Origin of the sequence: Rhodoferax sp. (assembly GCF_034519335.1) — a bacterium.
Classification (GTDB): domain Bacteria; phylum Pseudomonadota; class Gammaproteobacteria; order Burkholderiales; family Burkholderiaceae_C; genus Allorhodoferax.
Map to the genome: position 1 here is coordinate 31290 of NZ_JAXHOL010000006.1, position 23029 is coordinate 54318.

General features: G+C 61.1%; 21 protein-coding genes and 1 tRNA gene. 6 read left to right on the plus strand and 16 right to left on the minus strand.

Features of this window, described 5'->3' with window-relative positions:
- Window position 1 precedes the first annotated feature (1 nt).
- From ispH to U5O12_RS04805, 3 genes are all read left to right on the plus strand, one after another.
- The gene (gene ispH, locus U5O12_RS04795) at window positions 2–943 is read left to right on the plus strand and encodes a 4-hydroxy-3-methylbut-2-enyl diphosphate reductase (RefSeq protein WP_322577559.1); all 942 of its coding nucleotides are present in this window, start codon (window positions 2–4) and stop codon (window positions 941–943) included.
- A 93-nt stretch (window positions 944–1036) separates the two neighbouring features.
- Window positions 1037–2419 (plus strand): serine--tRNA ligase, encoded by a 1383-nt coding sequence (serS, locus tag U5O12_RS04800; protein WP_322577540.1) that lies wholly within the window; start codon window positions 1037–1039, stop codon window positions 2417–2419.
- A gap of 75 nt (window positions 2420–2494) precedes the next feature.
- A tRNA-Ser gene (locus U5O12_RS04805) sits at window positions 2495–2582 on the plus strand.
- A 59-nt stretch (window positions 2583–2641) separates the two neighbouring features.
- On the opposite strand, the gene chvE is transcribed toward U5O12_RS04805, so the two are convergent.
- The 3 genes from chvE to U5O12_RS04820 all read right to left on the minus strand — a co-directional run bounded on the left by chvE (window position 2642) and on the right by U5O12_RS04820 (window position 6032).
- A complete protein-coding gene (gene chvE, locus U5O12_RS04810) occupies window positions 2642–3700 on the minus strand; it encodes a multiple monosaccharide ABC transporter substrate-binding protein (RefSeq protein WP_322577541.1) in 1059 nt (352 codons plus the stop codon).
- Between the two features lie 46 nt (window positions 3701–3746).
- Window positions 3747–5315, minus strand: coding sequence for a methyl-accepting chemotaxis protein (locus U5O12_RS04815; RefSeq protein ID WP_322577542.1), 1569 nt, complete (start codon window positions 5313–5315; stop codon window positions 3747–3749).
- A gap of 234 nt (window positions 5316–5549) precedes the next feature.
- Window positions 5550–6032, minus strand: coding sequence for a hypothetical protein (locus tag U5O12_RS04820; RefSeq protein WP_322577543.1), 483 nt, complete (start codon window positions 6030–6032; stop codon window positions 5550–5552).
- 162 nt (window positions 6033–6194) lie between these two features.
- Here U5O12_RS04820 and U5O12_RS04825 point away from each other — a divergent pair, with 162 nt between their 5' ends.
- Window positions 6195–6797: a hypothetical protein gene (locus U5O12_RS04825; RefSeq protein ID WP_322577544.1), complete on the plus strand. Its 603-nt coding sequence runs from the start codon at window positions 6195–6197 to the stop codon at window positions 6795–6797.
- A 31-nt stretch (window positions 6798–6828) separates the two neighbouring features.
- Here the strand turns inward: U5O12_RS04825 and U5O12_RS04830 are convergent, their stop codons facing one another.
- From U5O12_RS04830 to U5O12_RS04885, 12 genes are all read right to left on the minus strand, one after another.
- Complete coding sequence (locus U5O12_RS04830) at window positions 6829–7479, minus strand: FABP family protein (RefSeq protein WP_322577545.1); 651 nt, start codon at window positions 7477–7479, stop codon at window positions 6829–6831.
- A 73-nt stretch (window positions 7480–7552) separates the two neighbouring features.
- Entirely contained in the window at window positions 7553–8857 is a 1305-nt protein-coding gene (locus U5O12_RS04835) for a tryptophan--tRNA ligase (RefSeq protein WP_322577546.1), read from the minus strand.
- A gap of 24 nt (window positions 8858–8881) precedes the next feature.
- The gene (locus U5O12_RS04840) at window positions 8882–9547 is read right to left on the minus strand and encodes a site-2 protease family protein (RefSeq protein ID WP_322577547.1); all 666 of its coding nucleotides are present in this window, start codon (window positions 9545–9547) and stop codon (window positions 8882–8884) included.
- 42 nt (window positions 9548–9589) lie between these two features.
- On the minus strand, window positions 9590–10213 hold the full coding sequence (locus U5O12_RS04845) for an L-threonylcarbamoyladenylate synthase (protein ID WP_322577548.1): 624 nt from the start codon (window positions 10211–10213) through the stop codon (window positions 9590–9592).
- A 50-nt stretch (window positions 10214–10263) separates the two neighbouring features.
- Window positions 10264–11118, minus strand: a complete 855-nt coding sequence (locus U5O12_RS04850) for a 3',5'-nucleoside bisphosphate phosphatase (protein ID WP_322577549.1) — start codon at window positions 11116–11118, stop codon at window positions 10264–10266.
- Window positions 11119–11140: 22 nt separating this feature from the next.
- A complete protein-coding gene (locus U5O12_RS04855; protein WP_322577550.1) occupies window positions 11141–11806 on the minus strand; it encodes an RluA family pseudouridine synthase in 666 nt (221 codons plus the stop codon).
- Window positions 11790–13994, minus strand: a complete 2205-nt coding sequence (locus U5O12_RS04860; protein WP_416221448.1) for an ATP-binding protein — start codon at window positions 13992–13994, stop codon at window positions 11790–11792. The genes U5O12_RS04855 and U5O12_RS04860 overlap by 17 nt, the downstream gene beginning before the upstream one ends.
- Window positions 13995–15626, minus strand: coding sequence for a bifunctional UDP-sugar hydrolase/5'-nucleotidase UshA (gene ushA, locus U5O12_RS04865; protein ID WP_322577551.1), 1632 nt, complete (start codon window positions 15624–15626; stop codon window positions 13995–13997).
- A 4-nt stretch (window positions 15627–15630) separates the two neighbouring features.
- The gene (locus U5O12_RS04870) at window positions 15631–16986 is read right to left on the minus strand and encodes a c-type cytochrome (protein WP_322577552.1); all 1356 of its coding nucleotides are present in this window, start codon (window positions 16984–16986) and stop codon (window positions 15631–15633) included.
- Complete coding sequence (locus tag U5O12_RS04875) at window positions 16983–17660, minus strand: c-type cytochrome (protein ID WP_416221449.1); 678 nt, start codon at window positions 17658–17660, stop codon at window positions 16983–16985. Before U5O12_RS04875 ends, U5O12_RS04870 begins: the two co-directional genes overlap by 4 nt.
- Before the next feature lie 134 nt (window positions 17661–17794).
- Window positions 17795–19489: an AMP-binding protein gene (locus U5O12_RS04880; RefSeq protein ID WP_322577553.1), complete on the minus strand. Its 1695-nt coding sequence runs from the start codon at window positions 19487–19489 to the stop codon at window positions 17795–17797.
- A 74-nt stretch (window positions 19490–19563) separates the two neighbouring features.
- Window positions 19564–19896, minus strand: coding sequence for a 2Fe-2S iron-sulfur cluster-binding protein (locus U5O12_RS04885; protein WP_322577554.1), 333 nt, complete (start codon window positions 19894–19896; stop codon window positions 19564–19566).
- Between the two features lie 107 nt (window positions 19897–20003).
- Here U5O12_RS04885 and U5O12_RS04890 point away from each other — a divergent pair, with 107 nt between their 5' ends.
- Window positions 20004–20531: a GNAT family N-acetyltransferase gene (locus U5O12_RS04890; protein WP_322577555.1), complete on the plus strand. Its 528-nt coding sequence runs from the start codon at window positions 20004–20006 to the stop codon at window positions 20529–20531.
- 35 nt (window positions 20532–20566) lie between these two features.
- Here U5O12_RS04890 and U5O12_RS04895 read toward each other — a convergent pair whose 3' ends face one another.
- Window positions 20567–21688: a beta-ketoacyl-ACP synthase III gene (locus U5O12_RS04895; protein WP_322577556.1), complete on the minus strand. Its 1122-nt coding sequence runs from the start codon at window positions 21686–21688 to the stop codon at window positions 20567–20569.
- A 173-nt stretch (window positions 21689–21861) separates the two neighbouring features.
- Between U5O12_RS04895 and ahr the strand changes: the two genes are divergently transcribed.
- Entirely contained in the window at window positions 21862–22878 is a 1017-nt protein-coding gene (gene ahr / locus U5O12_RS04900) for an NADPH-dependent aldehyde reductase Ahr (protein WP_322577557.1), read from the plus strand.
- Window positions 22879–23029: the final 151 nt, after the last annotated feature.

A 23029-nucleotide genomic window follows, 5' to 3' on the forward strand; every position in this document is an offset into this window, starting at 1 on the left:
CATCACTAGACCACAGGAAATCATTCTGGCCGAGCCACGCGGCTTTTGTGCCGGTGTGGACCGCGCCATTGAGATTGTGGAAAAAGCGTTGACCAAGTTCGGCCGACCTATCTACGTGCGCCACGAGATCGTGCACAACACCTATGTAGTGAACGACCTGAAAGAACGCGGCGCCATTTTTATTGAAGAGCTGGATGACGTGCCACCGGGCGCGACGCTGGTGTTCTCTGCCCACGGCGTGAGCCAGGCGATCCAGCGCGAGGCCGCGCGCCGTGGCTTTCAGATCTTTGACGCCACCTGCCCGCTGGTGACCAAGGTGCACGTGGAAGTGGCCAAGCTGCACAAAGAAGGCTACGAGTTCATCATGATCGGCCACAAGGGCCACCCGGAGGTGGAAGGCACCATGGGTCAGCTCGACGCCGGCATCCATTTGGTGGAAGACGTGGCCGATGTGGCGCGGGTTCAGCCGGGCCAGACGGCCAAGCTGGCGGTGGTGACGCAAACCACGCTGAGCGTGGACGACGCCTCGGAAATTGCGGCGGCAGTGAAAGCCCGCTTCCCCAACGTGCGCGAGCCCAAGCAGCAAGACATTTGCTATGCCACGCAAAACCGCCAAGACGCGATCAAGGTCATGAGCCCGCAGGTGGACATCGTCATCGTGGTCGGCAGCCCCACCAGTTCCAACAGCAACCGCCTGCGCGAACTGGCGCAAAAGCTGGGCACCGAGAGCTATATGGTGGACAGCGCTGACGAATTGCAGGTGGCGTGGTTTGAAGGCAAGCAGCGCGTGGGCCTGACGGCTGGCGCTTCCGCCCCAGAGATACTGGTCAAGGCTGTCATCGACCGCATCAAGGCGCTGGGCGCTGTGTCAGTGCGCAAGATGGACGGCATTGAAGAGACTGTGAAATTCCCCCTGCCCAAGGGCTTGCGGCTGGACGCCTGAGCGGCGACTAAATTGCTCCTAAAAGAGTAGCTGCTTACGCAATAAAATAAAGGGCTAGAGCCCGATTTGACTTAAAAGTACGAGAAGAACGCCATGTTAGACATTACCCTGCTGCGCAAAGACCTGGATTCGGTGGTTGCCCGTTTGCAAACCCGCAAGAACCCGCAAGCCTTCTTGAATGTGGACGCGTTCACCGCGCTGGAGGCTGAGCGCAAAACCATCCAGATGCGCACCGAAGAGATGCAGGCCAAGCGCAATACGGTCAGCAAACAAATCGGCATGCTCAAAGGCAAGGGCCAACACGCGGAGGCCGACGCTGCCTTGGCGGAAGTGGCGGGTTTGAAAACCGAGCTGGAAGCCTCCGCTACCCGTCTGGACGCGATTCAGGCCGAAATGCAAACCATGCTGGAAGCCGTTCCCAATCTGCCACACGAGAGCGTGCCTGTGGGCGAAGACGAACACGGCAATGTGGTGGTGCGCACTTGGGGCACGCCCAAGACCTACGATTTTGAAGTCAAAGACCACGTGGATTTGGGCAACCCGCTCGGGTTGGACTTTGAGATGGGCGTGAAACTCTCAGGAGCACGCTTTACTTCAATGAAGGGCCCAATCGCTAGATTGCACCGTGCTTTGTCGCAATTCATGCTAGATGTGCAGACAGAAGAGCACGGATACACCGAGTGCTATGTGCCGTACATCGTCAACGAAGACAGTCTGCGCGGCACTGGTCAGTTACCTAAATTTGAGGAAGATCTCTTTCAGGTTTCCTTTGGCGCCATAAAGAGCAAAGCCGCGTATGCCGATGTATACGCAAATAAGTTCGATGTAAACGGCAATGTTGCTGCCGATTCTGAGCTGAAGGTTGTCGAGAAAAATTGGTACCTCATCCCAACAAGCGAAGTGCCGCTGACCAACTTCGTGCGCGATGTGGTGTCCGCCGAATCCGACCTGCCCATCAAACTCACCGCCCACACGCCATGCTTCCGCTCTGAAGCCGGCAGCGCCGGGCGCGACACGCGCGGCCTGATTCGCCAGCACCAGTTCGACAAGGTGGAAATGGTGCAGATCGTGCACCCCGAAAAGAGCTACGAAGCGCTGGAAGCTATGACCGGCCACGCCGAAGCCATTTTGCAAAAGCTGGGCTTGCCCTACCGCGTGATGAGCCTGTGCACCGGTGACATGGGCTTTGGCGCCACCAAGACCTATGACCTGGAAGTCTGGCTGCCCGCGCAAAACACTTTCCGCGAAATCAGCTCGGTGTCCAACTGCGAAGCCTTCCAGGCCCGCCGCCTGCAAGCCCGCTTCAAGAACGCTCAGGGCAAAAACGAGCTGGTGCACACCCTGAACGGCTCCGGCCTGGCCGTAGGCCGCGCGCTGGTGGCGGTGCTGGAGAACTACCAGAACGCCGACGGCAGCATCAGCGTGCCGGAGGCACTGCGTGGCTACATGGGCGGGTTGGCGGTACTGAAGGCCTAGCCAGGGAGGCTGGCGGGGAAAGCGGGCCACCGGGCCTGCTAGAATCGCGGCTTCGTTTTGACCGACGCGAATTCAGGAGAAGTGGCAGAGTGGTCGAATGTACCTGACTCGAAATCAGGCGTGTCGCAAGGCACCGAGGGTTCGAATCCCTCCTTCTCCTCCAAAAGCAAAAAAGCGCCCTAGGGCGCTTTTTTCATGGGCGGTTGCCGCCGATGATGGTCATCACTTGCTGATGACGTAGCTCTTGTAATAGCCCGAATCCACCAAAATCTTGGACCAGTTGGACTTGTCCACCAGCACCGGCTTGAGCAGGAACGAGTTCACCAGCTTGACGCCGTTGTTGTAGGTCTTGGTGTCGTTGACGGGGATGGGTTTGTTTTGCATCAGGGCGTCGGCCATATTGACGGCGACATCGGCCAGCGCACGGGTGTCTTTGAAGATGGTGGAGGACTGCTCGCTTTTGATGATGGAGCGGACCGAGTTCAAGTCGGCATCCTGCCCGGTGACCACGGGAAATTCTTTGCCTTGGCTGCCATAACCTAGACGCTTCAGGGTGGCCAGCAGCTCAAGGGAAATGCCGTCGTTGGGGGCCAATATGGCGTCCAGTCGTTTGGTTTTGTAAAACGCGGTCATGAGCTTATCCAAGCGCAGGCGGGCGGTGACGCCGTTCCACTGGGGCGTGGCAATGGCTTCCATGGCGGTCTGTCCAGACTCCACCACCAGGCGCCCATTTTCAATATAAGGCTTGAGGACCGACATGGCACCGTTGTAGAAGAAGAAGGCATTGTTGTCGTCGGGGGAGCCGGCGAACAGTTCGATGCTGAACGGTCCCGCTTTGTCTTTCAGCCCCAGCCGGTTCACGATGTCTTCGCCTTGCATAACGCCGACTTGGTAGTTGTCGAACGTGGCGTAGCCGTCGATGTTGGGGGTGTCGCGGATCAGGCGGTCATAAGAAATAATTTTGATCTTCTTGTCAGCCGCCTTTTGCAGAACGTCCTTGAGGGCTGGCCCGTCGACGGGTGCCACGATCAAGACCCGTACCCCGTCGGTAATCATTTTTTCAATCTGCGCAATCTGCTGCTTGGGCGCGTTGTCGGCAAACTTCAAGTCGGGTTCGTAGTCCAGCTTGCCCAGCGAACGGCCGAGAGCCAAGCCGTCAATCACCCAGCGTTGCAGGGCCACGGTAGGCATCGAAATGCCAATCTTGCCCTTGTCTTGGGCGTGTGCTGGCGCCTGCCAGAGTGAGCTGGCCAACAGCAGCAGTGGAATAATTTTCTTCATGACCTGGATTTCCTTGGAGCGATGCCTGAGCTTAGGCGTTGGGTTGTCAATTGAGTAGACGAAGAGGTTGCGGTTGGGAAGCCGATGCGCTGAATTTGAATTCAGACACCGCGTGCACGAGCCCTTGGGCTTGTGATTTCAGGCTGCTGGCGGCGGCGGCCATTTCTTCCACCAACGCCGCATTCTGTTGGGTGGTTTGGTCGATGCGGGAAATGGCCGTGCTCACTTGGACCACGCCGTCGTGCTGCGTCACACTCGATTCGCTGATGGTGCCTACGATCTCGGTGACTTGCCCAATGGCATCCACCACTTGCGTCATGGTTGCGCCTGCCTGGGAGGCCAGGTTGCTACCTGCCGCAACGCGTTCTACGCTGGTGTTAATCAGGCCCTTGATCTCTTTGGCAGCCTCGGCGCTGCGGCCTGCCAGCGAGCGCACTTCCGAAGCCACCACCGCGAAGCCACGCCCTTGCTCGCCCGCGCGGGCGGCTTCTACGGCGGCATTGAGGGCGAGGATGTTGGTTTGGAACGCGATGCCATCGATCACGCCGATGATGTCGGAGATTCGCGTGGAGGCTTGATGAATCGAGCTCATCGTGTTGACGAACTGCCCGACGACGGCGCCTCCGGCTGCTGCAATTTGCGACGCCTGGGTTGCCAAATGGTTCGCTTTGGCGGCCGCTTCGGTATTGAGTTTCACCGTGTCGCTGAGCTGCGCCATGGATGCTGTCGTTTGCTCCAACGCGCTGGCTTGTTGTTCGGTGCGTTCAGACAAATCTTGGTTGCCTTGGGCAATTTCTGCGCTGGCGATAGACACGCTGTGCGCGTTGGACGTGACGCCTTGCACCATGCGGTTGAGTGTGTCGCTCATTTGGCGCATGGAGCCCAGCAATTCGCTGGTTTCGTAGTTGCCTTGCACCTGAATGTCGCCCGTCAAGTCGCCCTGCGCCAGCAAGCGTGCACTGCGTACGGCCTGGCCCATGGGGCGGGTGATGTTGTTGGCCAGCAGCAGTGCCAGTGACAGCATCAACACGGCCGCAACAGCGCAACTGATGATGATGACTTGCAGTGTGCGCGCGACCGCTTTTTGCGCCTCAGCGTTAATGCTAGAGGCCTCTTCGCCGACGGACGTCGCCAATGCCGCCATAGGTGCCTCGACTTGGGCAAAGGTGTTCTGCAAGGCCCCCGCTTTGTTCTCTGCAATGCTGATATCAATTTTGGCGGACTCGATGGTCAGCTTGGCCATGTCGGTGTACTCGCCCATCAGCGGTACCAGTTTTTCCAGCTGCTCCTTGGCTGCGGCCGAGCTGGCGGTACTCCGTAAGCCCGCCAAGGCCGCTGTGAGGGTTTGGGCATGGGTGGCAAAGTAGGTTTCAGCTTCGGCGATGCGTTCGGGGCTGTTCTGCTGCGCTCCAAAAAGGGCCAACTGTCCATCACCGCGAATGGCAATGTGCATTCGGCTGATGGTTTCGTTGGCTTGCTGTGTCTGCCCTAGCGCCACGAGACTGTCGATCGACTTGCTCATGGTTTTGGCGGCCACGACACCGAAGGCGCCGATCACCATGGCAAGCAGTGCCCCTAACAAGCCCAGAAAGACGATCTGGGTTTTGAGTTTCATTTTTTGTTTAGAAACAACTGAGACATTCGCGGACAAAATGGTCTGGGTTTTGAGCGCTTCGTTCGGGCTTGTCATAGATTCCTCATAGGGGTTCGTTTCAAGCTGACCGGTAGTGCAGTTTTCAACGCGTCCCGGTGTTATTTAGTTTTTTTGGTGAACTAATTATCTTTGTCAGGTCATTCTGAGCCATAGGGGAAAACCCACGACGTCAACGCCTAATCGGCAGAGGCCGGCTCAATCCGGGGTTTTCCAGTCCGGAAACTCGCCGTACAGGGCCTTGATCTTCTCGTCGGACACCCGGGTTTCCGAAATTCCCGTACTTTCGGAGCCCAAGTGCAAGAACACCCCAATGATGTTCCCGTCGGGCAAAGTCTGCTTGGCCAGCGCGTGGCGGATGACCCCAAATTTGAAACGTTCGGTCAGCACCATTTGTTTCAGCACCAACTTTCCCTCATCGCACTGCACGTCGTTCAGCACCCAGTCCCGGCCTTTGGTGGTCAATTTCCCTGCGCACACGGGCTGGCGTTGGGCATCGCGCATCTCAAACGTTGCAAGATCGGCGGTCATGATGTTGACCAATCGCAGGCTGATAACCCCTGTTTTTGCATCCGTTTGGTAGATGCCGACGGGGCGGGTGACGGGTTCGTCCAGATGGGCTTGAGCTGACAGCGACAGCCCTATGAGTACACAGGCGAAGAAGGCGCGGTTCAGAGGCATGGTGGGATCCCAAGGTGGTTCGTTGTGAAGCATAGGCCAGAAAAGAATTTCCCAAGTCGGACGAAGGGCGGCGAAACATTCTTGCCGTGAAGATTAAACAACGTCGGTTTTGCTGGTTTATCCCGGCTTTCGCCGTCGGGTGATTGGGACAACAATGGCAGTATGTTTAGCCAGCTTCGCGTGTCACTCTTTGCCGGGTTTTTGCTGTGGGGCCTTGGGGTTGGGGGGGCGCATGCGGCTCCGCCCCAGCGCGACCTCACGGTGGAATTGCGGCAGGTGGCAGACGGGCCTGAGCAGGCTGTTAGCTACCGGGCCGGTTCCGGTGGCACCGAAGCCCTGCTGCCGCTGCAAAAAATTCAGGTGCGCAACGGCCAAAAGGGCATGCTGCGGTTCAACCTGTCTACTCCGGTGCAATGGGTAGAGGCGGTGCAGGCCGCTTCGGCCAACAGCGGCGCCGGGGTGAAACACGCTTTGCAATGGTTTGACACCGGTAGCAGCATCTCCGCGACGCCGCGCTGGCCGGGCGGCAAGCAGCCCGCCACGGTCGAGCTGGAAGTGCAAATGGCCGATATGGCACCCCAGCCACAGGCTGACATGCCGGCCCAGCGCCGTTCCAGTTTTAGCTCGACGGTAACGGCGCCCTTGGGCCAGTGGGTGACGATCGCTGCCAGTGGCGACCCTGAGCCGCAGCCGGGCAACTACAGCAGCAACTCAGCAGCGGGCACCGCGCGTCGCTTGTTGCAAATCCGGGTGCTGGCGCCCTAATACGAAGGACGCAGGCACTTGGGGCCCACGCTCAGCTTGGCGTGAGGTGCTTGGCGGCTTGCAGGGGGTTGGGCGTAGGCTCGGCCACCTTGTGCAAGGTGTTGCGGTCGGTGTGGTGAAAGGGCTCGGTCTGCCCTTGAATCATCAGCACCGTGTCTTCGTCGTAGCTCCAGGTGCCGTCGGCGTTGATCGTCACCTTGATGCGGAACTCGGTGGTCTTGAAGGCGTGCTGCAAAAACGGCGCTGAGCAAATTCCATAGGTGTCCAAGCCGTGGGTGGCCACCAACTCAAACTCGGTGGCGTCTGCCGTGGCCTCGCAAGCCGCCATGGCCACTTGGCCGCGCGGAATGGTCAGCGTGTGGATGAGGGTGCCAGTGGCTGGCTCCCACAGCCAGTAGCCCACTTGGTCGTGGTAGGTCTTGACCTGCTCGGGCTTGGTGATATGCGTGTGGTAGCGCAGGCCGTAGAGCAGTTGGGGACCGTTGGTTTGCGGATCGATGGGCTGTAGTTCAATCCGCTCGTGAAACACCTGCTTCTTGGGGCCCTCGGCTTTGGGTTTTACATCCAAGCCTCGCATACCTTCCCACACACCCGCCATGGCGCGCAGCGGTCCCAGGTTGGCCAGGGTGTCGACGTCGACCGGGTGGGGTTCGGTGTAGATGTCTTTGGGAAAGTCGCTCATGGCCTGCCTTTTCAAGTGATTTTGGTGTCTAGCCCGCTTGGGTATTGCGTGAGTAGCTATGAAATCAATAGTGTCATGGCTTTTCGGCAGCCAGCGCCAATGCGGTCAGCGCTTGCACCACGGCGGTGTGGGCGGTGGTGCTCAGCGGCTCCAGTTGGGCTTGCAAGGCGGTCAGTGCGGTGGCGCCGTCGCGTTGCATTTGGCCAATGGCCTGCCCTGCTACCTTGGGTGATTCAAAGCCCTTGCTTTGCAGTAACAAGGCGCCCGTGCTGTCTACCAGCTTGAAGTAGAACTGGCCGTCTTTCTCGCGGTACTGCTTGAATGAGGCCAAAGCCACTTTGACCGTTTTGACGACCTGCGTTTCCGTGCCGGTGTTGAGCTTGCGCAGGCCGACGGCGGCGCGCAATCGGCCCATGAACGGCGTGGCAATGGCGCGGGCCTTTTGGGCGCCGGCCAGCAACAAAGCCTCTACCTTTTCGGGGTGGGCCATGTAGTCTTCGTAGGCGGCGCGCATGGGCGCAATCTCTTGGTCAATGCGGTCTAGCAATAGCGCCTTGGCGTCGCCCCAGGCAATGCCGTCGGCATAGGCTTGGCGCAGCGTGGCGGTTTCTGCTTCGCTGGCAAAGGCCTGGTAAATCTGAAACAGGGCCGAGCCCTCGGTGTCTTTGGGGTCGCCGGGTGCGCGTGAATCGGTCTTGATGCTGGCAATCAGTTTCTTGAGTTGCTCGCGGCTGCTGAACAGCGGGATCGTGTTGTCGTAGCTTTTACTCATCTTGCGGCCGTCCAGGCCGGGCAGGGTGGCAACAGACTCTTCGATCTCGGCCTGCGGCGGCACAAAGTGCTCGCCATAGCGGTGGTTGAAGCTGGCTGCCATGTCGCGCGCCATCTCAATATGCTGAATCTGGTCGCGCCCCACGGGCACCTTGTGCGCGTTGAACATCAAAATGTCCGCGCCCATCAGCACCGGGTACATGAACAGGCCCGCCGTCACATCGGCATCGGGGTCCACACCGGCGGCGGTGTTCTTGTCCACCGAGGCCTTGTAGGCGTGGGCACGGTTGAGCACGCCCTTGCCGGTCACGCAGGTCAGGAACCAGGTGAGTTCGGGAATTTCGGGTACGTCACTCTGGCGATAGAAGGTGACATGCGCAGGGTCCAGGCCTGCTGCCAACCAGCTGGCGGCAATTTCCAGCGTGGAGCGCTGGATGCGCGCGGGCTCGTCCACCTTGATCAGTGCGTGGTAGTCAGCCAAAAAGTAAAAACTTTCCACACCCTGTGTTTTGCTGGCGCGCACGGAGGGTCGGATCGAGCCCACGTAGTTGCCGAGGTGGGGTGTGCCCGAGGTGGTGATGCCGGTAAGAAAGCGAACGGTGCTCATGGTCGGGTCAGAGGAAGAAAAGAATTAGTGGACCAAGGCGGCCAATGGGGAGAGCAGCAGGTTGAGCACGGTGTAGGTGAGCGACATCACCGGCTGCATCCACACGGTATTCACGATGCCGGCAAACACCAGCGCGATCACGATAAAAAAGCCAAATGGCTCGATTTTGGAGACGAGCAAGGCCTGCTTGATCGGTAGCAGCCCCACCAAAATGCGGCCTCCGTCCAGCGGTGGCAGCGGAAACAAATTGAACGCGAACAGGATCACGTTGACCAGCACGCCCGCTTGGCACATCTTCAGAAAGAAGGGCTCGGTGACGCTCAGACCTTGCAGCAGGTAGAGACCGATGCCCCAAGCCAGCGCCATCACCAAGTTCGCCGCCGGGCCCGCGAGTGCCACCCAAATCATGTCGCGCTTGGGGTTGCGCAGATTGCCAAAGCGCACAGGCACCGGTTTGGCCGCGCCCAGAATGATGGGGCTGCCGATAACGACCAACATCAAGGGCAGCAGAATGGTGCCGAAGGGGTCAATGTGTTTGGCAGGGTTGAGGGTGACGCGTCCCAAGGACCAAGCGGTGTTATCGCCAAAGTAGCGGGCCGCATAGCCGTGCGCGGCTTCATGCACCGTGATGGCGAAGAGCACCGGCAGTGCGTAAATGGCGATGGTTTGAATAAGTTGGGCAATATCCACAGGGCAATTGTCTCAGAGTGAAATAGGGGGAATACCGGCTACTTAGAGGCCAATGCGCGCCAAGTCCCCACCGCCCTGACGAATGACCTCTGGCTCATCGCCTGTCAGGTCAATCACCGTGGTGGGTTCTAGTGCGCAGGCGCCCGCGTCGATCACGGCGGCGATGTCGTGTTCGTAGCGCTCGCGAATTTCCTGTGCGTCATTCAGGGGTTCGGTCTCCCCTTTTGCTATCAAAGTAGTAGCTAGTAGCGAAGATCCGTGAAGGGCTAGAAGCTCATTTAATGCTTTATGTTCGGGTACACGCAGGCCAATGGTCTTGCGCGACGGGTGGCTGACGCGGCGTGGCACTTCCTTGCTGGCTTCCAGAATGAAGGTGTAGGCGCCGGGCGTTGCCGCCTTGAGCAGGCGGTACTGCTTGTTGTCGACCCGAGCGTAGTTGGCCAGTTCGCTGAGATCGCGGCACAGCAGGGTGAGGTGGTGTTTGTCGTCTACCCCGCGAATGCTGCGCAGCTTGTCAGCGGCGGCCTTGTCGTCCAGGTGGCAGACCAGCGCGTAGCTGGAATCGGTGGGAACGGCCAGAATGCCGCCTTTTTCCAGCAGGCCCACGGCTTGTTTGAGCAGGCGGACCTGCGGGTTGTCGGGGTGAAGTTCGAAATACTGCGCCATGGCTGTGCAAGCGCTTGCGCGCGGACTAGGAAGAAAAAGCTGCGGGAAGGCTACTGAATGCGGTGGCTGACAAGCTCCCACACTGGAGTGAGTTCGCTGTTCAAAAAGGGCAGGGTGCCCAGCTCGGTGTGGCTCTCGTCGGGGCTGTGGAAATCGCTGCCGCGCGACGCCGCCAAGCCGAACTCTTTGGCCGTGGCGGCGTAGGTCACGTATTCGGCGGGTGCGTGGCTGCCGGTCACGACTTCGACGCCCTGGCCCCCAAAGCCCTTGAACTCAGTGAACAGCGCGAACTCTTCGTTGGGCGTGAACTTGTAGCGGGCGGGGTGGGCAATCACGGCCACGCCACCGGCCTGGGTGATCCAGGTCACCGCATCTTTCAGCGTCGCCCAGCGGTGGGGCACATAGCCGGGCTTGCCTTCGACTAAGAATTTTCGAAAAACCTCATTGGTGTCGCGGCACACACCCGACTCGACCAAAAAGCGCGCAAAGTGCGTGCGTGAAATCAGCTGCGGGTTGCCCACAAATTTCAGTGCGCCCTCGTAGGCCCCTTGAATGCCCACCTTGGCCAAGCCGTCGGACATTTCCATGGCCCGGGCATCTCGGCCGCCACGGGTTTGCTGCAGGCCTTGGCGCAAGTCGGCGTTGTCGGCGTCAAACCCTAGGCCGACGATGTGCACCGTTTGATGGAGAAAGGTAATGGAAATTTCTACGCCAGTGAGAAAACGCATGCCCTGGCCGAGCGCCGCGTTGCGGGCACGCTCCAAGCCGCCGACTTCGTCGTGGTCGGTCAGGGCCCACAGTTCCACCCCGTTGCCCTTGGCGCGTTCGGCCAAGGCTTCAGGGGTGAGGGTGCCATCGGAGACTACGGAGTGGCAGTGGAGATCGGCGTTTTGGTATTGGGTCACCAAACCATTTTAGGCCCAGCCTTTAAAAGGCCGGCGCTACCTTGTATTCCCGCTGATCGCCGTCTACCGGGTGGGGCACGCTCAACAGCCCCGAGTGCAGCAGCAGGCGACCTGCTTGAGCTTGGACCTCGGGCGGGGCATACAAGGTGTCGCCTACCATGGGGTGGCCAATGGCCTGCATGTGAACGCGCAACTGGTGAGTGCGTCCGGTGACGGGCTCTAGTTCGACGCGCGAGGTGTTGGCGGTGGTATCGACCGCAGTGCAGCGCCATCGCGTGAGCGCCTGTTGGCCCTCGGCGTAATTGATGGTGCGCTTGGGCCGGTTGGGCCAGTCCACCAGCATGGGCATGTCAATGTCTTGCCAGTCGTCGCTGACGGCGAGTTGCCCGGTGACGACAGCCACATAGCGTTTGTCCACCCGGCGCTGCTCGAACGCAAGGTTGATGACCCGCTGCGCGGGCAAGCCCAGCGCCATGACCACCAAACCCGAGGTGTCCCGGTCCAGCCGGTGCACGATGAGTGCGTCGGGGTAGCGAGCCTGCACGCGTTTGCTCAGGCAGTCTTGTTTGTCAGGTCCACGGCCCGGCACGGTGAGTAGGCCCGAGGGCTTGTTGAGCACCACCATTGCCGCATCGGCGTACACCACCTCCAGCGGCAGGGCCAAAAAGTCGTCAGTGCTGAGGATCATGCTGGGCAACCAAGCGCTGCACGGTTTCGCACAGCTCGTTCACATCATTGGGTTTGTAAATCAGGGCGTTCGCCCCTTCCTGCAGGGCACGCTGTTCGATCTCGGGCGTCACATAACCAGAGGCCAGCGCGACGGGAAGCTCGGGCCGTAATGCTTTGGCGGCACGTAGCAAGTCCAAGCCCGAGAAACCCGGCATGTTGTAGTCCGTGACCAGCAACGCAAAGTACTGCGGTTTTGCCTTGAGCGCCGCCAACGCGGCGTGGGGGTCGGTGAAGGTGGAGACGACAAAGCCCTTGCGGGTCAACAGGCGGTCTACCAAAAACACCAAGGCATGGTCGTCATCCACGTACATCACATGGTGGCCTTCTCCCAGCACTTCGGGCGCCGTCTCGGGCTCGACTACGTCCAGCGGCATTTGCTCGGTGGCGGGGAAGTACAGGGTAAACAGACTGCCTTCGCCAAGCGTGCTCTCTACATCAATGGCGCCCAAGTGGGTTTGCATGATGCCGTGCACCACAGACAGCCCTAGCCCCGTGCCCTGGCCCACTTGGCGGGTGGTGAAAAACGGTTCGAAGATACGCTGCAAGGTCGCCTCTGACATACCGTTGCCGGTGTCTTGCACTTGTACCGTGACATAGTGCCCCGGCATCAATCCCAACTGCTCGCTTTGCGGCGACTCCACCTGGCGTTCGTCCAATGCGATAGTGACCGACCCTTTCTTCTGCCCGATGGCTAAGATGCCGTTGGTAAACAGATTGAGCAGGGCCTGCTCGATCTGGGTGGCATCTGCCAGGACCAGGGGGACTTTCGGTGGAACGAGCAGGCGAATCTCAACGGTAGGGGGGAGCGCGACCTTGACCAAGCGCAAGGTTTCTTCAACTACTTCTGCCAGATGAATCGGGGTCCGTTTGGGCGGTTCGTTGCGGCTGAAGGTCAGAATTTGGCGCACGAGGTCGCGCGCGCGCCGCCCCGCCTTGTCGATCTCTTGGAGGCTGACCAGCGCAGCGGCGTCGGCCGCAGTGTCTTGCTTGGCCAATTCCACATTGCCCAAGATTGCGCTCAGGATGTTGTTGAAGTCGTGGGCAATGCCGCCGGCCATGGTGCCCATGGCTTGCATTTTTTGAGACTCACGTAGCTGCGTTTCTAGCGCCGCGCGCTGCGTTTCAGCCAGCTTCTTGGAAGTCAGGTCGCGGGCAAAAATGGTGGTGACCGTACTAGCTCCCGCCGCCGTGTCTTGCCCGCGCAAGTTCGCCGGCTCGGCGTCGTCGGTGTGCAAGGGCACACGGTTGCGCAGGCGGCGCTCTAGCGACACGCTAATCTCTACATAGATGTTCTTGCCCAGCAGCGTCGTGGCGCTGAACTCGCCGAGCATGGCCTGCGCAGGAATCCGCCCGCCTTCCAGCGCTGCTTCCACGGCCGGCAAAAATTGCCCCAACCGGGCGCCAAAGGCCTGGTCCGCCGGGCATTCAAACAAGGCGGTGGCGGCGGGGTTGAAGACGGTGATGCGTTGCTGTTCGTCGATGCACAGAATGGCGTCCAGCGATGAGTTGATGATGGCTGCCATGCGGTTTTCGCTGAGCAGCAGGTCTTCATTGCGCTGGCGCAAGATCGATGCACTTTTCTGCAAGGCCTGGCGTTCGGCCAGCAAGGGGCCTTGGTCGATGATGGCGCAGATGAAGTGGGCCAGTTCGTCGAGCGGATTCTCAATGCGGGCAATGTGCAAGTCGCCGCTAAAGCTGCCGCGCGAGCCTGCCAGAAACACCACCTCGTGGACCTCGCTGGTGCCTTCCTGCTTGGCCGCTGAAAACGCGATGGCCACTTCGTCGGTGTGATCGGGGCCCACGAAGGGCAGCAAAAAGTTCAGCGGTGCATCGCTTTCCAGTGGCTGAAACAGGCGCAGTGCCATGGCATTGCTGGCCATCACCAAGCCCTCTTCGTCCACCACCATCAAAGCCAGCGGCACGTTGGAGAACAAGGTGGCAAAGCGTTCGGAGGCGCCTTCCGCTTCTTGCTGGGAGTAGCGCAGTGCCTGGTTCTGAACCTCTAGTTCTGACTGGTACTTGCGCAGGTCTTCGATCATCTGCGACGGTGCGTAGCCGTCCACGATCAAACCCTGACCACCGCGCCCGGGGCGCGTCGATAGGCTGGTTTTTGGGCGCGGCACCGGCTTGCGGGCGGGGCGTGCCATCTAGCGACGCACCACGCTGTTGCCCGGCGCAAAGGATTGAGCTTGCAGGGGGGTGTGGGCGGCAATGTAGCTGCGCAGTACATCCGCATCGACAAAGCCCGTATCCACGTAGCCGGGGTGGCCGCTGAGACGGGGGTAGCCGTCGCCGCCCGCAGCCACAAAGTTGTTTACTGCCAAACGGTAGGTTTTTGCGGGCACCACATCGTGGCCGCCAATTTTGGCGCTGACCAGTTTGTTTCCGTCGATGACCAAGTCCACGCCCGCAAACTGCGGGAAGGCGCCCGCGCCTGGTGTCATCTTGGTGGACACCGCCAGAAAATCCCAAACCTCTTGTCCGCTCAAGGCGACCACGGTGACGGTGTTGCCAAACGGATGGACCTTGAGCACATCTTTGTATGAAATGCTGCCCGCGGGCAAACTGTCGCGTATGCCGCCTGAGTTCATGACCGCCAAGTCCGCATTGGTTTTTTCCATCATGGCGCGGCCAATCAACACGCCCAGTGCGGTAGGCTGGCCGCGCACCACCGAGCGGTCGCCCTCCAACCGCGCATCACTGCGGCCGACTTCGGCTTGCAGTTTTTGTTGGCCAAAATCTTGGTAGGGCTGGAGCAGCTTGAGCATCTCTGGCGCTTCCGCAATGTCTTCGGTGTAGGGTCGCAACACCGTTTTTCCATCTGCCGTTTTGACGGATTTTTTTAGGTTGATGGGTATCAGGCTGTATTTGACCAGCGTGAGCTGGCCACCTTGGTAACGAAAGTCGGCCCGGCCCACGTACTTGCCCCACTCGTGGGCCTGCACGATCCAGGTGCCGTTTTGTCGGTCAGGTGCGCAGGCGCTACCGGGTACATAGGCAGTGTCCAGCGCGTTCTCTGCCTTCATACAGGCCGGGTTTTGCGTGTGGCCACCCACAATCAAGTCCAGCCCGCGTACAGCGCGTGCCAGCTCTACGTCGCCTGGGGCTTGGCTACCGTGTTGGCCGTCTGGGTAATGGCCCATGTGGGTAGCGGCAATCACGACATCGGCCTGCCGGCGCAACTCAGGCACCAGCGCTGCGGCTTCGGTTTGTGGGCTCGCAAATCGCACACCGCGCAGGTTATCCGGGTGCACCAAGATACGGGTGTCCTCGGTGGTCAGCCCCATCACCGCGACGCGCAGGCCGCCCAGCTCAAACAGCTTGTAGGGCGCAAACATGCGCTGGTCGCCCTGGTAAATGTTGGCCGATAGCATGGGAAAGCGGGCCAGCTTGCGCTGCATTTGCAAGGTGGCAGGGGGCTTGTCAAATTCGTGATTGCCCACGGCCATCGCGTCGTAGCCCAGCAGGTTCATGCCTTCAAAATCTGGCACCGCGTCTTGCAGGTCGGACTCCGGTACGCCGGTGTTTACGTCACCACCGTCCAGCAACAGGCTGTAGCCGCCCGCGTCCTTCACCTCTTGGCGAATCCGGTCTATCACGGTCTTGCGCGCCGCCATGCCATATTCACCGTTCTGGTTTTTCCAAAAACGGCCGTGGTGGTCGTTGGTGTGCAGGATGGTGAGGTCGTAGGACTTGTCCGGCTGCGGCGCACCGCCCCAGGGCGCACATCCTGCGAGCAAGAGAGTCGGTAACAGCCAGGTCAGGATGATTTTTCGCATGGGTTTAGCCAGGGGAATGAAGGTTGCGGATGGTGTTGACATCAAACTCGGTGACCGGTGCGGCCCGGTTGCCCCAGGCCGACCGCAGGTGGCTGAGTACCGCCGCGATGTCGGCATTGTTCAGCGCCAGTACAAAAGGTGGCATACCGTGCGGCTGCGGAACGCCCGCTGTCGACGGGCCAAAGCCACCGTAGAGCACCATCAGAATCAAGTTGTTCGTATTGTCCATGGTGACTGCCCGGTTTCCCGCCAGGGCGGGGAAGGCGTTGGCCTTGCCTTCGCCTTGTTTGCCATGGCATTGCGCGCACTGGGCTTCGTAGACGCGCGAGCCCACCGTTTGGGTGTTGATGGGGGTGGCGGTGCTGCCCGGGTTGGGGCGGTTTGCGGCGGTGGCGGGCGTTTGCAGGCTGATCAGGTACTGGGCCATGGCTTGGGCATCTGGCTCGCGCAAGTACTGGCTGCTGTGGTGCACCACCTCGGCCATTGGGCCGCTGGCGACCGCCAATTCATTGCGCCCGTGGGTCAAAAACTGGGCCATGTCCTCGGCCGTCCAGCCCTCTAGCGCCGGGAGCTTGCCCGCAATGGTGCCTTGCAGCGGTGGTGCATACCAAGGCAGGCCGGGCATGACGGCGCCTGTCAAATTGTGTTTCTCGGCCGGCGCGCCCCACAGGTTGCGCCCGCCATGGCATTCGTTGCAGTGGCCTAGGCCTTGCACCAGATAGCGACCACGCTCCACCGACATGGACATCGCCGGTGCATTCGCCAAGGCAGGCGCTGGTGTGAAATTGACGGCCTGCCAGACCTTGAGCGCCCAGCGAGAGCCATACGGCCATGAGAGGCCTTGGGTGGGCGGCGCCTGGTGCACAGCGGGGAGGCTCTGCAGGTAGGCATACAGCGCGTCGCTGTCTTCGCGCGCCAAGTGGGTGAAGCTGGTGTACGGAAACGCGGGGATCAGCACCCGTCCATCCCGCGACTGGCCATGGTGCAGGGCGCGCCAAAAATCGTCAGCAGTCCACAGGCCCAAACCGGTTTGGGGGTCGGGCGTCAGGTTGCCACCGTAGACAGTGCCGAACGGTGTGGCAATCCCGCTGCCACCGGCATACGCTGCGCCGCCAGAGGTTGTGTGGCACTGGGCGCAATTGCCCAGGCGCGCCAAGTAGGCGCCTTGCGCCAGCACGTTGGGCGCCACCGGCTTGGCTAGTGCGGTTTCCTCCATGCCAAGCGCGCCCGAAGGCTGCGCGGGAATCCACAACCACCACCAAGCCATGGCGGTTGCCCCCAATGCCAACAGCAGTAGCAGCGCCAGCAGCGGGAGGCGCAGTGGCTTGCGCAAGGGCGGGCTGGGCGTGGGCGTTGTCATGGCGCGCTACCGCAAAGGGGCAGGGGCAACTGCCCCGTGGTGCGTGGCTGTCGGCTGTCGGCGGCGTTCGCTGGGTTAGGCACCGGCTGGGCTGCTAGCCAGAGAGCCACCGCGTTCACATCCTGCGGGGTTAGTCGGCGGGCAATGGCGGCCATGCAGTCGGGTGCTTGGGCATGGCGCTGGCCGGTTTGCCAGCCGCCCAACTGGGCGTTGAGGTAGTCGCGTGGCAAGCCCAGCAAGCCCGGGGTGGCAGGCAGCACGCCAGTCAGTTTTTCGCCGTGGCATTGAACGCAGGCGGGCAATTGCAGCGCGGCGTCGCCACGCAGAGCCAGCGTACGCCCACGGGCCAGTTCGGCGGGGTTGGCCGCGCTGGGCAGAGGGCGGGGGTAAGGCGGCGTCAGGCTGGAGAAATAGGCGGCCATCTCGCGCAAGTAGTCGTCACTGAGTGGCGCCAGCAGGCCTTCCATCAGCGTGTAGTGGCGCCGGCCGTCCTTAAAGTTACGCAGCTGGTTGTAGAGGTAACCTGCGGGCTTACCCGCCAGACGCGGGTAGTAGCCGTCGGGCCCGGCCCGGCCCTGGGGGCCGTGGCAGGCTGTGCAGGCTTGGGTGCGCTCGGCCATGGCGGAGTCGGCCGCCAAGGCGGGCCCGCCCGCCAGGGCCGCCAGAAGTGCCAAGGCGGGCCCGGTACATCGGTTCCTGAACACGCCAAGCAACCGACTGCGTGACCTGAAAACTGAAAGTGCGAACCAGGGTGCCAACATGGCGCGAGCTTACCGCAGGCCGCAGCTGGGGCGGGCCTTTCAGGGCATTAGTGGTCGGCCCAGACCACGGGCTCTTGCGGTGCCAGCCAGCTGGCAAAGTGGGGCGCAAATACCTCGTCAATTCGCCCGCGCTTGACCTTGAGGGTGGGCGTGACAAAGCCATTTTCTGGCGTCCAGGCCGTAGTGACCGTGGCCAGGCAATCCAGCTTTTCGTGCGGCTCCAGTGTGGCGTTGACCACTTGCAGGTGCTGCCGCAGTGATGCGCTGATGGTCGAGCGGCCTTCTGGGGTTTGGCTTCGGGCTGCGGCGTCGGGCGAGAGCATGACCACGGCCAGCGGCTGCGCCAGGTTCGCCCCGGTGACGCAGCAGGCCTCAATGTCGGGGTGCAGAACCAGCCGGTCTTCGATCGGGGCGGGCGCAATGTATTTGCCCTTGCTGGTTTTGAACAGGTCTTTGACACGGCCGGTGATGCTGAGAAAACCGTCTGCGTCGATGTGGCCCTTGTCACCCGTGCGCAGCCAACCATCGTCGGTGAATACTGCTGTGGTTTGGTCGGGCTCGCGGTAGTAGCCCTGCATCAGCGCAGGGCAGCGCATCAAGATTTCGCCAGATTCCGAATCGACGCGGCTTTCAACGCCTTCATACGGCAGGCCGACTGAACCGGTTTGCCGTGAACCCGGCAGGGTGGAGTGGGATATGCCGCTGTTTTCCGTCATGCCGTAGACCTCGATCAGGTCCAAGCCCAGGTCGCGGTACCACTGCAACACATCCGCAGGCATGGGCGCGGCGCCCCCGGCTGCGAGTCGGCATTGGTCCAACCCCAGCCCTTTCAAAATTTTGCGACGCACCAGCGTGCCAATCAGCGGCAGACCCAGTAAACGGCGCAGCTTGGCGGGCGGCATCTTGCTGTGTACGCCCTGCTGAAATTTCACCCACAGCCGCGGCACCGAGAAGAAGATGGTCGGCCGGGCGCGCTGCAAGTCTTGCAAAAACGTATCCAAAGACTCGGCAAAGAAGATGCGCCCGCCATAGCGCAGCGAGGCCTGTTCAATCAGCATGCGCTCGGCCACATGGGCCAGCGGCAGGTAGGAGATGTAGCGGTCGTTGCTGTCCATGGGCACGCGCTGCGTGGCGCTGCTCACGCCCCAAGCCATGCTGGCAAAGCTGTGCACCACGCCCTTGGGCTGGCCCGTGGTACCCGAGGTGTAAATGATGGTGCTGACCTGGTTGGCGGGCCGCACCGGTTGGCCGGTCAGCGGCGGGGTGTGCTCTGCCAATCGGGCCCATTGGTGTCCGGGTAATTTCGGCGCCAGCGGCAGGGCAATCAAGGGCAGCTCAGGCGGGGTGCCGTGTTCTAAGTTGGCGGTGTCGTCCATCTTGCCCACAAACAAAGCCCGCGCTTCGCTGTGCTTCAAGATGTAGGCCAACGCCTGGGCGTTGAAGGTCGGGTAGATGGGGACGGACACATGGCCCGCCATCAAAATGGCCAAGTCCGCCAGTATCCAGTGCGCACTGTTCTTGCCAATGATCGCCACACGGCTGCCGACCGGCCAGCCTTGGGTCTGCAGCCAGGCCGCCATGGCGCGTACTTGCTGCGCGGCCTCGGCCCAGCTGATGTTTTGCACCACGCCGCCGCCCATGGGCTGGGTGAGGTAGACCTGCGACGCGCGTTCCTTCTCCCAGCGGTACAGGCATTGCAGCGGCAAATCGTCGGCTTGGACAGTGATGGTGGCAGTCGGCATGCAAACCTTTCCCGTGGCATCCAGTGGAAGGGCCATTCTTCTTGGCCCCACGGGTAGGGGCAATGGTGTTCACCCTAGGTGACGCGGAGTTTGAGCGCTTGGGGCTGCAGGATCACCAAATCGGTGCTGGAATAGGCCACGCAGGGCAGGCACCAGCCCTCGGCCTTTTCTTCGGCGCTGAGCCCGGGCCAGGCGATGCGGTAGTGCACTTGGCCAGTTTTTATTTGGCACATACAAGTGCGGCAGGTGCCGTTGCGGCACGAGCTGGGCAGCTCCACACCCGCGCTCAGCGCGGCTTGAAGCACGGTCGTGTCTGGCCCCGCAGCAACCGCGTACTGCCCTGGAAGCACGGTGATGTGGTGTCGGCTTGCGGTCAGCGAGGGGGGCGCTGCGGGAGTTATGGACATGGTTGGCGGGCCAAATTGGGGCGATCAGAGCGACCCAGGGCAGGGTTTTCACGAATGCTGCGACAATCACGCTCTTTTTTCCATTTTGCGTGAGTTTGCGTTTAGACATGTCCAGTACGACCACCTTCAAGGTTCGCCCCGCTACCCTGCGCGATGCCAAAGCCATCGCAGAACTCCACAACGCGTCCATGCGCGAAGCCTTCAAAAGCATGTTGGCCGACACCCACGTTCCGGCCGAACCGCTAGAAAAACGCCAGGCTTACTGGCGCGAAGCGATTGAATACGCTGAGCCCCAAGTGTTGGTTGCCTTGGACGACGACAAGATCATTGGTTTTGTAGGCTTTGACCGCTCGCGCGACAAAGGCACCCCGCCCACCATGGGCGAGTTGTGGGCCATTTATGTGGCTTCCAGCCACTTGGACAAGGGCGTGGGCCTCGCCCTGTGGGACGCCGCCCGCGAAGGCCTGCAAGACGAGGGCTGCAGCCACGTCAGCATCTGGGTCCCTATCGCCAACGAGCGCGCCATGCGCTTCCACGAGCTGGCCGGTTTCAAGCGCGAAATGAACACCGCCAAGACCGTGCCGATTGGCAACGTCAAGATCGAAGAGATCCGCCTCAAACGTCCGTTGGCGTAACCAGAGGCCGAGGGCCACGCCAGCGCTTGTCCTTTTCAGTGCAGGCGCTGGACGACCACACTGCCAATCGAGTAGCCTGCACCAAACGAGCAAATCACCCCCATCTCACCCGGCTGAATATCGGCCTGGTGGCGGTGGAAGGCGATGATGGAGCCGGCCGACGCGGTGTTGGCAAACTCGTCCAGGATCACTGGCGCGTCATCCAGCGTGGCGTCGCGGCCCAGTAGTTTTTTGGCAATCAACTGGTTCATGCCCAGGTTGGCTTGGTGCAACCAAAAGCGGCGCATGTTTTGCGGCGTGTAACCCAAGCTGTCCAGATGTTGCTCCATGTGCTCTGCGGCCATGGGGCACACCTCTTTGAAAACCTTGCGGCCCTCTTGGCGAAACAGCTGGTCGCGGTCGTCCGGGTTGCGGTCTTCGGCGCGCGACATAAAGCCGTTGTTGTTGCGGATGTTGTTGCTGAACGTGCTCAGCAGCTTGGTACCCAAAATCTCGAAGGCACCGGCTGGCGCCAAGTCCAGCCGCTCCACCAAGATGGCGGTACACACATCGCCAAAAATGAAATGGCAGTCTCGGTCAATCCACGCCTGGTGGGCCGAAGTGATCTCGGGGTTCACCACCAACACCGCGCGGGCGCTGCCGCAGCGTATCGCGTTGTAAGCCTGCTCCAACGCAAACGTGGCCGACGAGCAAGCCACGTTCATGTCAAACCCATAGCCGTTCACGCCTAGCGCCGTTTGTATCTCCACCGCCATGGCCGGGTAAGGCCGCTGCATATTGGCCGCGGCGCACAACACTCCATCCACATCGGCGGCCGTTTTGCCAGCTGCGTCCAGTGCTGCCTGCGCGGCCTTTACCGCAATCTCTGCCATCAGTGACAACTCGTTGTCCGCGCGCGGGGTGAAATGCGGGCGCATGCGGGTCGGGTCCAGTACGCCGGTTTTCTCCATCACATAGCGGCGCTGAATGCCGGATGCTTTCTCAATGAACTCCACGCTGGAGTCGACCAGCGCGGTGCGCGTACCCGCAGCAATCTCGTCCGCGAACTGGGCGTTTTGCAGCGCCGCGTATTGGTTGTACGAGGCCACCAGCTCCGCGTTGGTGATGACGTCGGGCGGCGTAAACAGGCCGGTACTGCTGATGGCGACACGGTGCATGGTGGGTTCTTGGTCAGGTTGGTCGAATGGGAGGGGCAGCAAAGTGCGGGGCGATTATCCGCCCGTTCGCACCGGCTTGGTGCCCAGTCCCGTGGGTTACAGCGGGGCTGGGCCCGTGGCGCGCTTCGTTGTACCCTGCCCGCATTGATCGGTTTTTTGGACGAAGGATTCCCATGACAACATTTCGCGGTTGGGCCGCCCAGCGCAGCGGCGCCCCCTTGGAGCGCCTGGACTTTGACCCCGGCACGCTGGGCGACGAAGACGTCGAAATTGCCGTGGAGTACTGCGGCGTGTGCCACTCTGACCTGGCCATGGTGGACAGCGAATGGTTCCCCGCCAGCTACCCCTTGGTACCGGGCCATGAGGTAGTCGGCACCATCGTCGCATTAGGCGCCAACGCCAAGGGCCGCAGCGTGGGCCAGCGCGTCGGCATTGGCTGGCACAGCGGTAGCTGCCAACACTGCAACTTTTGTATGGGTGGCGAGCAAAACCTGTGCGGCACGCGCCAGCCCACCATCATCGGCCGCCATGGCGGATTTGCCGACCGCTTGCGCGCCCACTGGAGCTGGGCGCTGCCCCTGCCCGCAGGGCTGGATGCAGCGTCTGCCGGCCCGCTCATGTGTGGTGGTGGCACGGCGTTTTTGCCTTTCGTGATTCACGACATCAAACCCACCGACCGCGTCGGCGTGGTCGGCATTGGCGGCCTGGGCCACTTGGCAGTGAAGTTTGCCAAGGCCTGGGGTTGCGATGTGACCGCGTTTACCTCTAGCGCCTCCAAGCGCAACGAAGCTTTGGCCTTGGGTGCGCACCGCACCGTGTCCAGCGTGGATGTGAAAGAGCTCAAGGCCTACGCCGGCAAGCTGGACTTTTTGTTGGTCACCGTTGGCGCCAGCTTGGAGTGGGATGCGCTCATCGGCACGCTGGCCCCCAAGGGTCGTATGCACATGGTGGGCGTAGTGACCGAGGCGATGAAAGTGCGCACGGGCGGCCTGTTGTCGTGGCAGCGCAGCATCTCGGCATCCCCCACGCCATCGCCCGTCACGCTGATGAAGATGATGGAGTTTTGCGCCCGCCACGGAATCGCGCCCCAGGTGGAGCATTTCCCCATGTCCAAGGTCAACGATGCGCTAGACCACCTGCGCAGCGGCAACGCACGCTACCGGGTGGTGTTGGACGCGGACTTTGCCTGATTTATGAATGAGATTGGCAGCTAGCCCTTGTGGATATTGCGCGAGTAGCTCCTGATTTAGTAGCGAGAATTTTGTGATGCTGGCCACTTCAATAGCTGCCTGCTGCAGTTACCCGCCGGTTGGGTTGGCCAGCTGTGTCTCAGGATTCATT

Bases quoted from the DNA above. Each gene is read 5' to 3' on its own strand.
- serS (WP_322577540.1), top strand. From the start codon at position 1,037: ATGTTAGACATTACCCTGCTGCGCAAAGACCTGGATTCGGTGGTTGCC.
- chvE (WP_322577541.1), bottom strand. From the start codon at position 3,700: ATGAAGAAAATTATTCCACTGCTGCTGTTGGCCAGCTCACTCTGGCAG.
- U5O12_RS04815 (WP_322577542.1), bottom strand. From the start codon at position 5,315: ATGAAACTCAAAACCCAGATCGTCTTTCTGGGCTTGTTAGGGGCACTG.
- U5O12_RS04820 (WP_322577543.1), bottom strand. From the start codon at position 6,032: ATGCCTCTGAACCGCGCCTTCTTCGCCTGTGTACTCATAGGGCTGTCG.
- U5O12_RS04825 (WP_322577544.1), top strand. From the start codon at position 6,195: ATGTTTAGCCAGCTTCGCGTGTCACTCTTTGCCGGGTTTTTGCTGTGG.
- U5O12_RS04830 (WP_322577545.1), bottom strand. From the start codon at position 7,479: ATGAGCGACTTTCCCAAAGACATCTACACCGAACCCCACCCGGTCGAC.
- U5O12_RS04835 (WP_322577546.1), bottom strand. From the start codon at position 8,857: ATGAGCACCGTTCGCTTTCTTACCGGCATCACCACCTCGGGCACACCC.
- U5O12_RS04845 (WP_322577548.1), bottom strand. From the start codon at position 10,213: ATGGCGCAGTATTTCGAACTTCACCCCGACAACCCGCAGGTCCGCCTG.
- U5O12_RS04855 (WP_322577550.1), bottom strand. From the start codon at position 11,806: ATGATCCTCAGCACTGACGACTTTTTGGCCCTGCCGCTGGAGGTGGTG.
- U5O12_RS04860 (WP_416221448.1), bottom strand. From the start codon at position 13,994: ATGGCACGCCCCGCCCGCAAGCCGGTGCCGCGCCCAAAAACCAGCCTA.
- ushA (WP_322577551.1), bottom strand. From the start codon at position 15,626: ATGCGAAAAATCATCCTGACCTGGCTGTTACCGACTCTCTTGCTCGCA.
- U5O12_RS04870 (WP_322577552.1), bottom strand. From the start codon at position 16,986: ATGACAACGCCCACGCCCAGCCCGCCCTTGCGCAAGCCACTGCGCCTC.
- U5O12_RS04880 (WP_322577553.1), bottom strand. From the start codon at position 19,489: ATGCCGACTGCCACCATCACTGTCCAAGCCGACGATTTGCCGCTGCAA.
- U5O12_RS04885 (WP_322577554.1), bottom strand. From the start codon at position 19,896: ATGTCCATAACTCCCGCAGCGCCCCCCTCGCTGACCGCAAGCCGACAC.
- U5O12_RS04890 (WP_322577555.1), top strand. From the start codon at position 20,004: ATGTCCAGTACGACCACCTTCAAGGTTCGCCCCGCTACCCTGCGCGAT.
- U5O12_RS04895 (WP_322577556.1), bottom strand. From the start codon at position 21,688: ATGCACCGTGTCGCCATCAGCAGTACCGGCCTGTTTACGCCGCCCGAC.
- ahr (WP_322577557.1), top strand. From the start codon at position 21,862: ATGACAACATTTCGCGGTTGGGCCGCCCAGCGCAGCGGCGCCCCCTTG.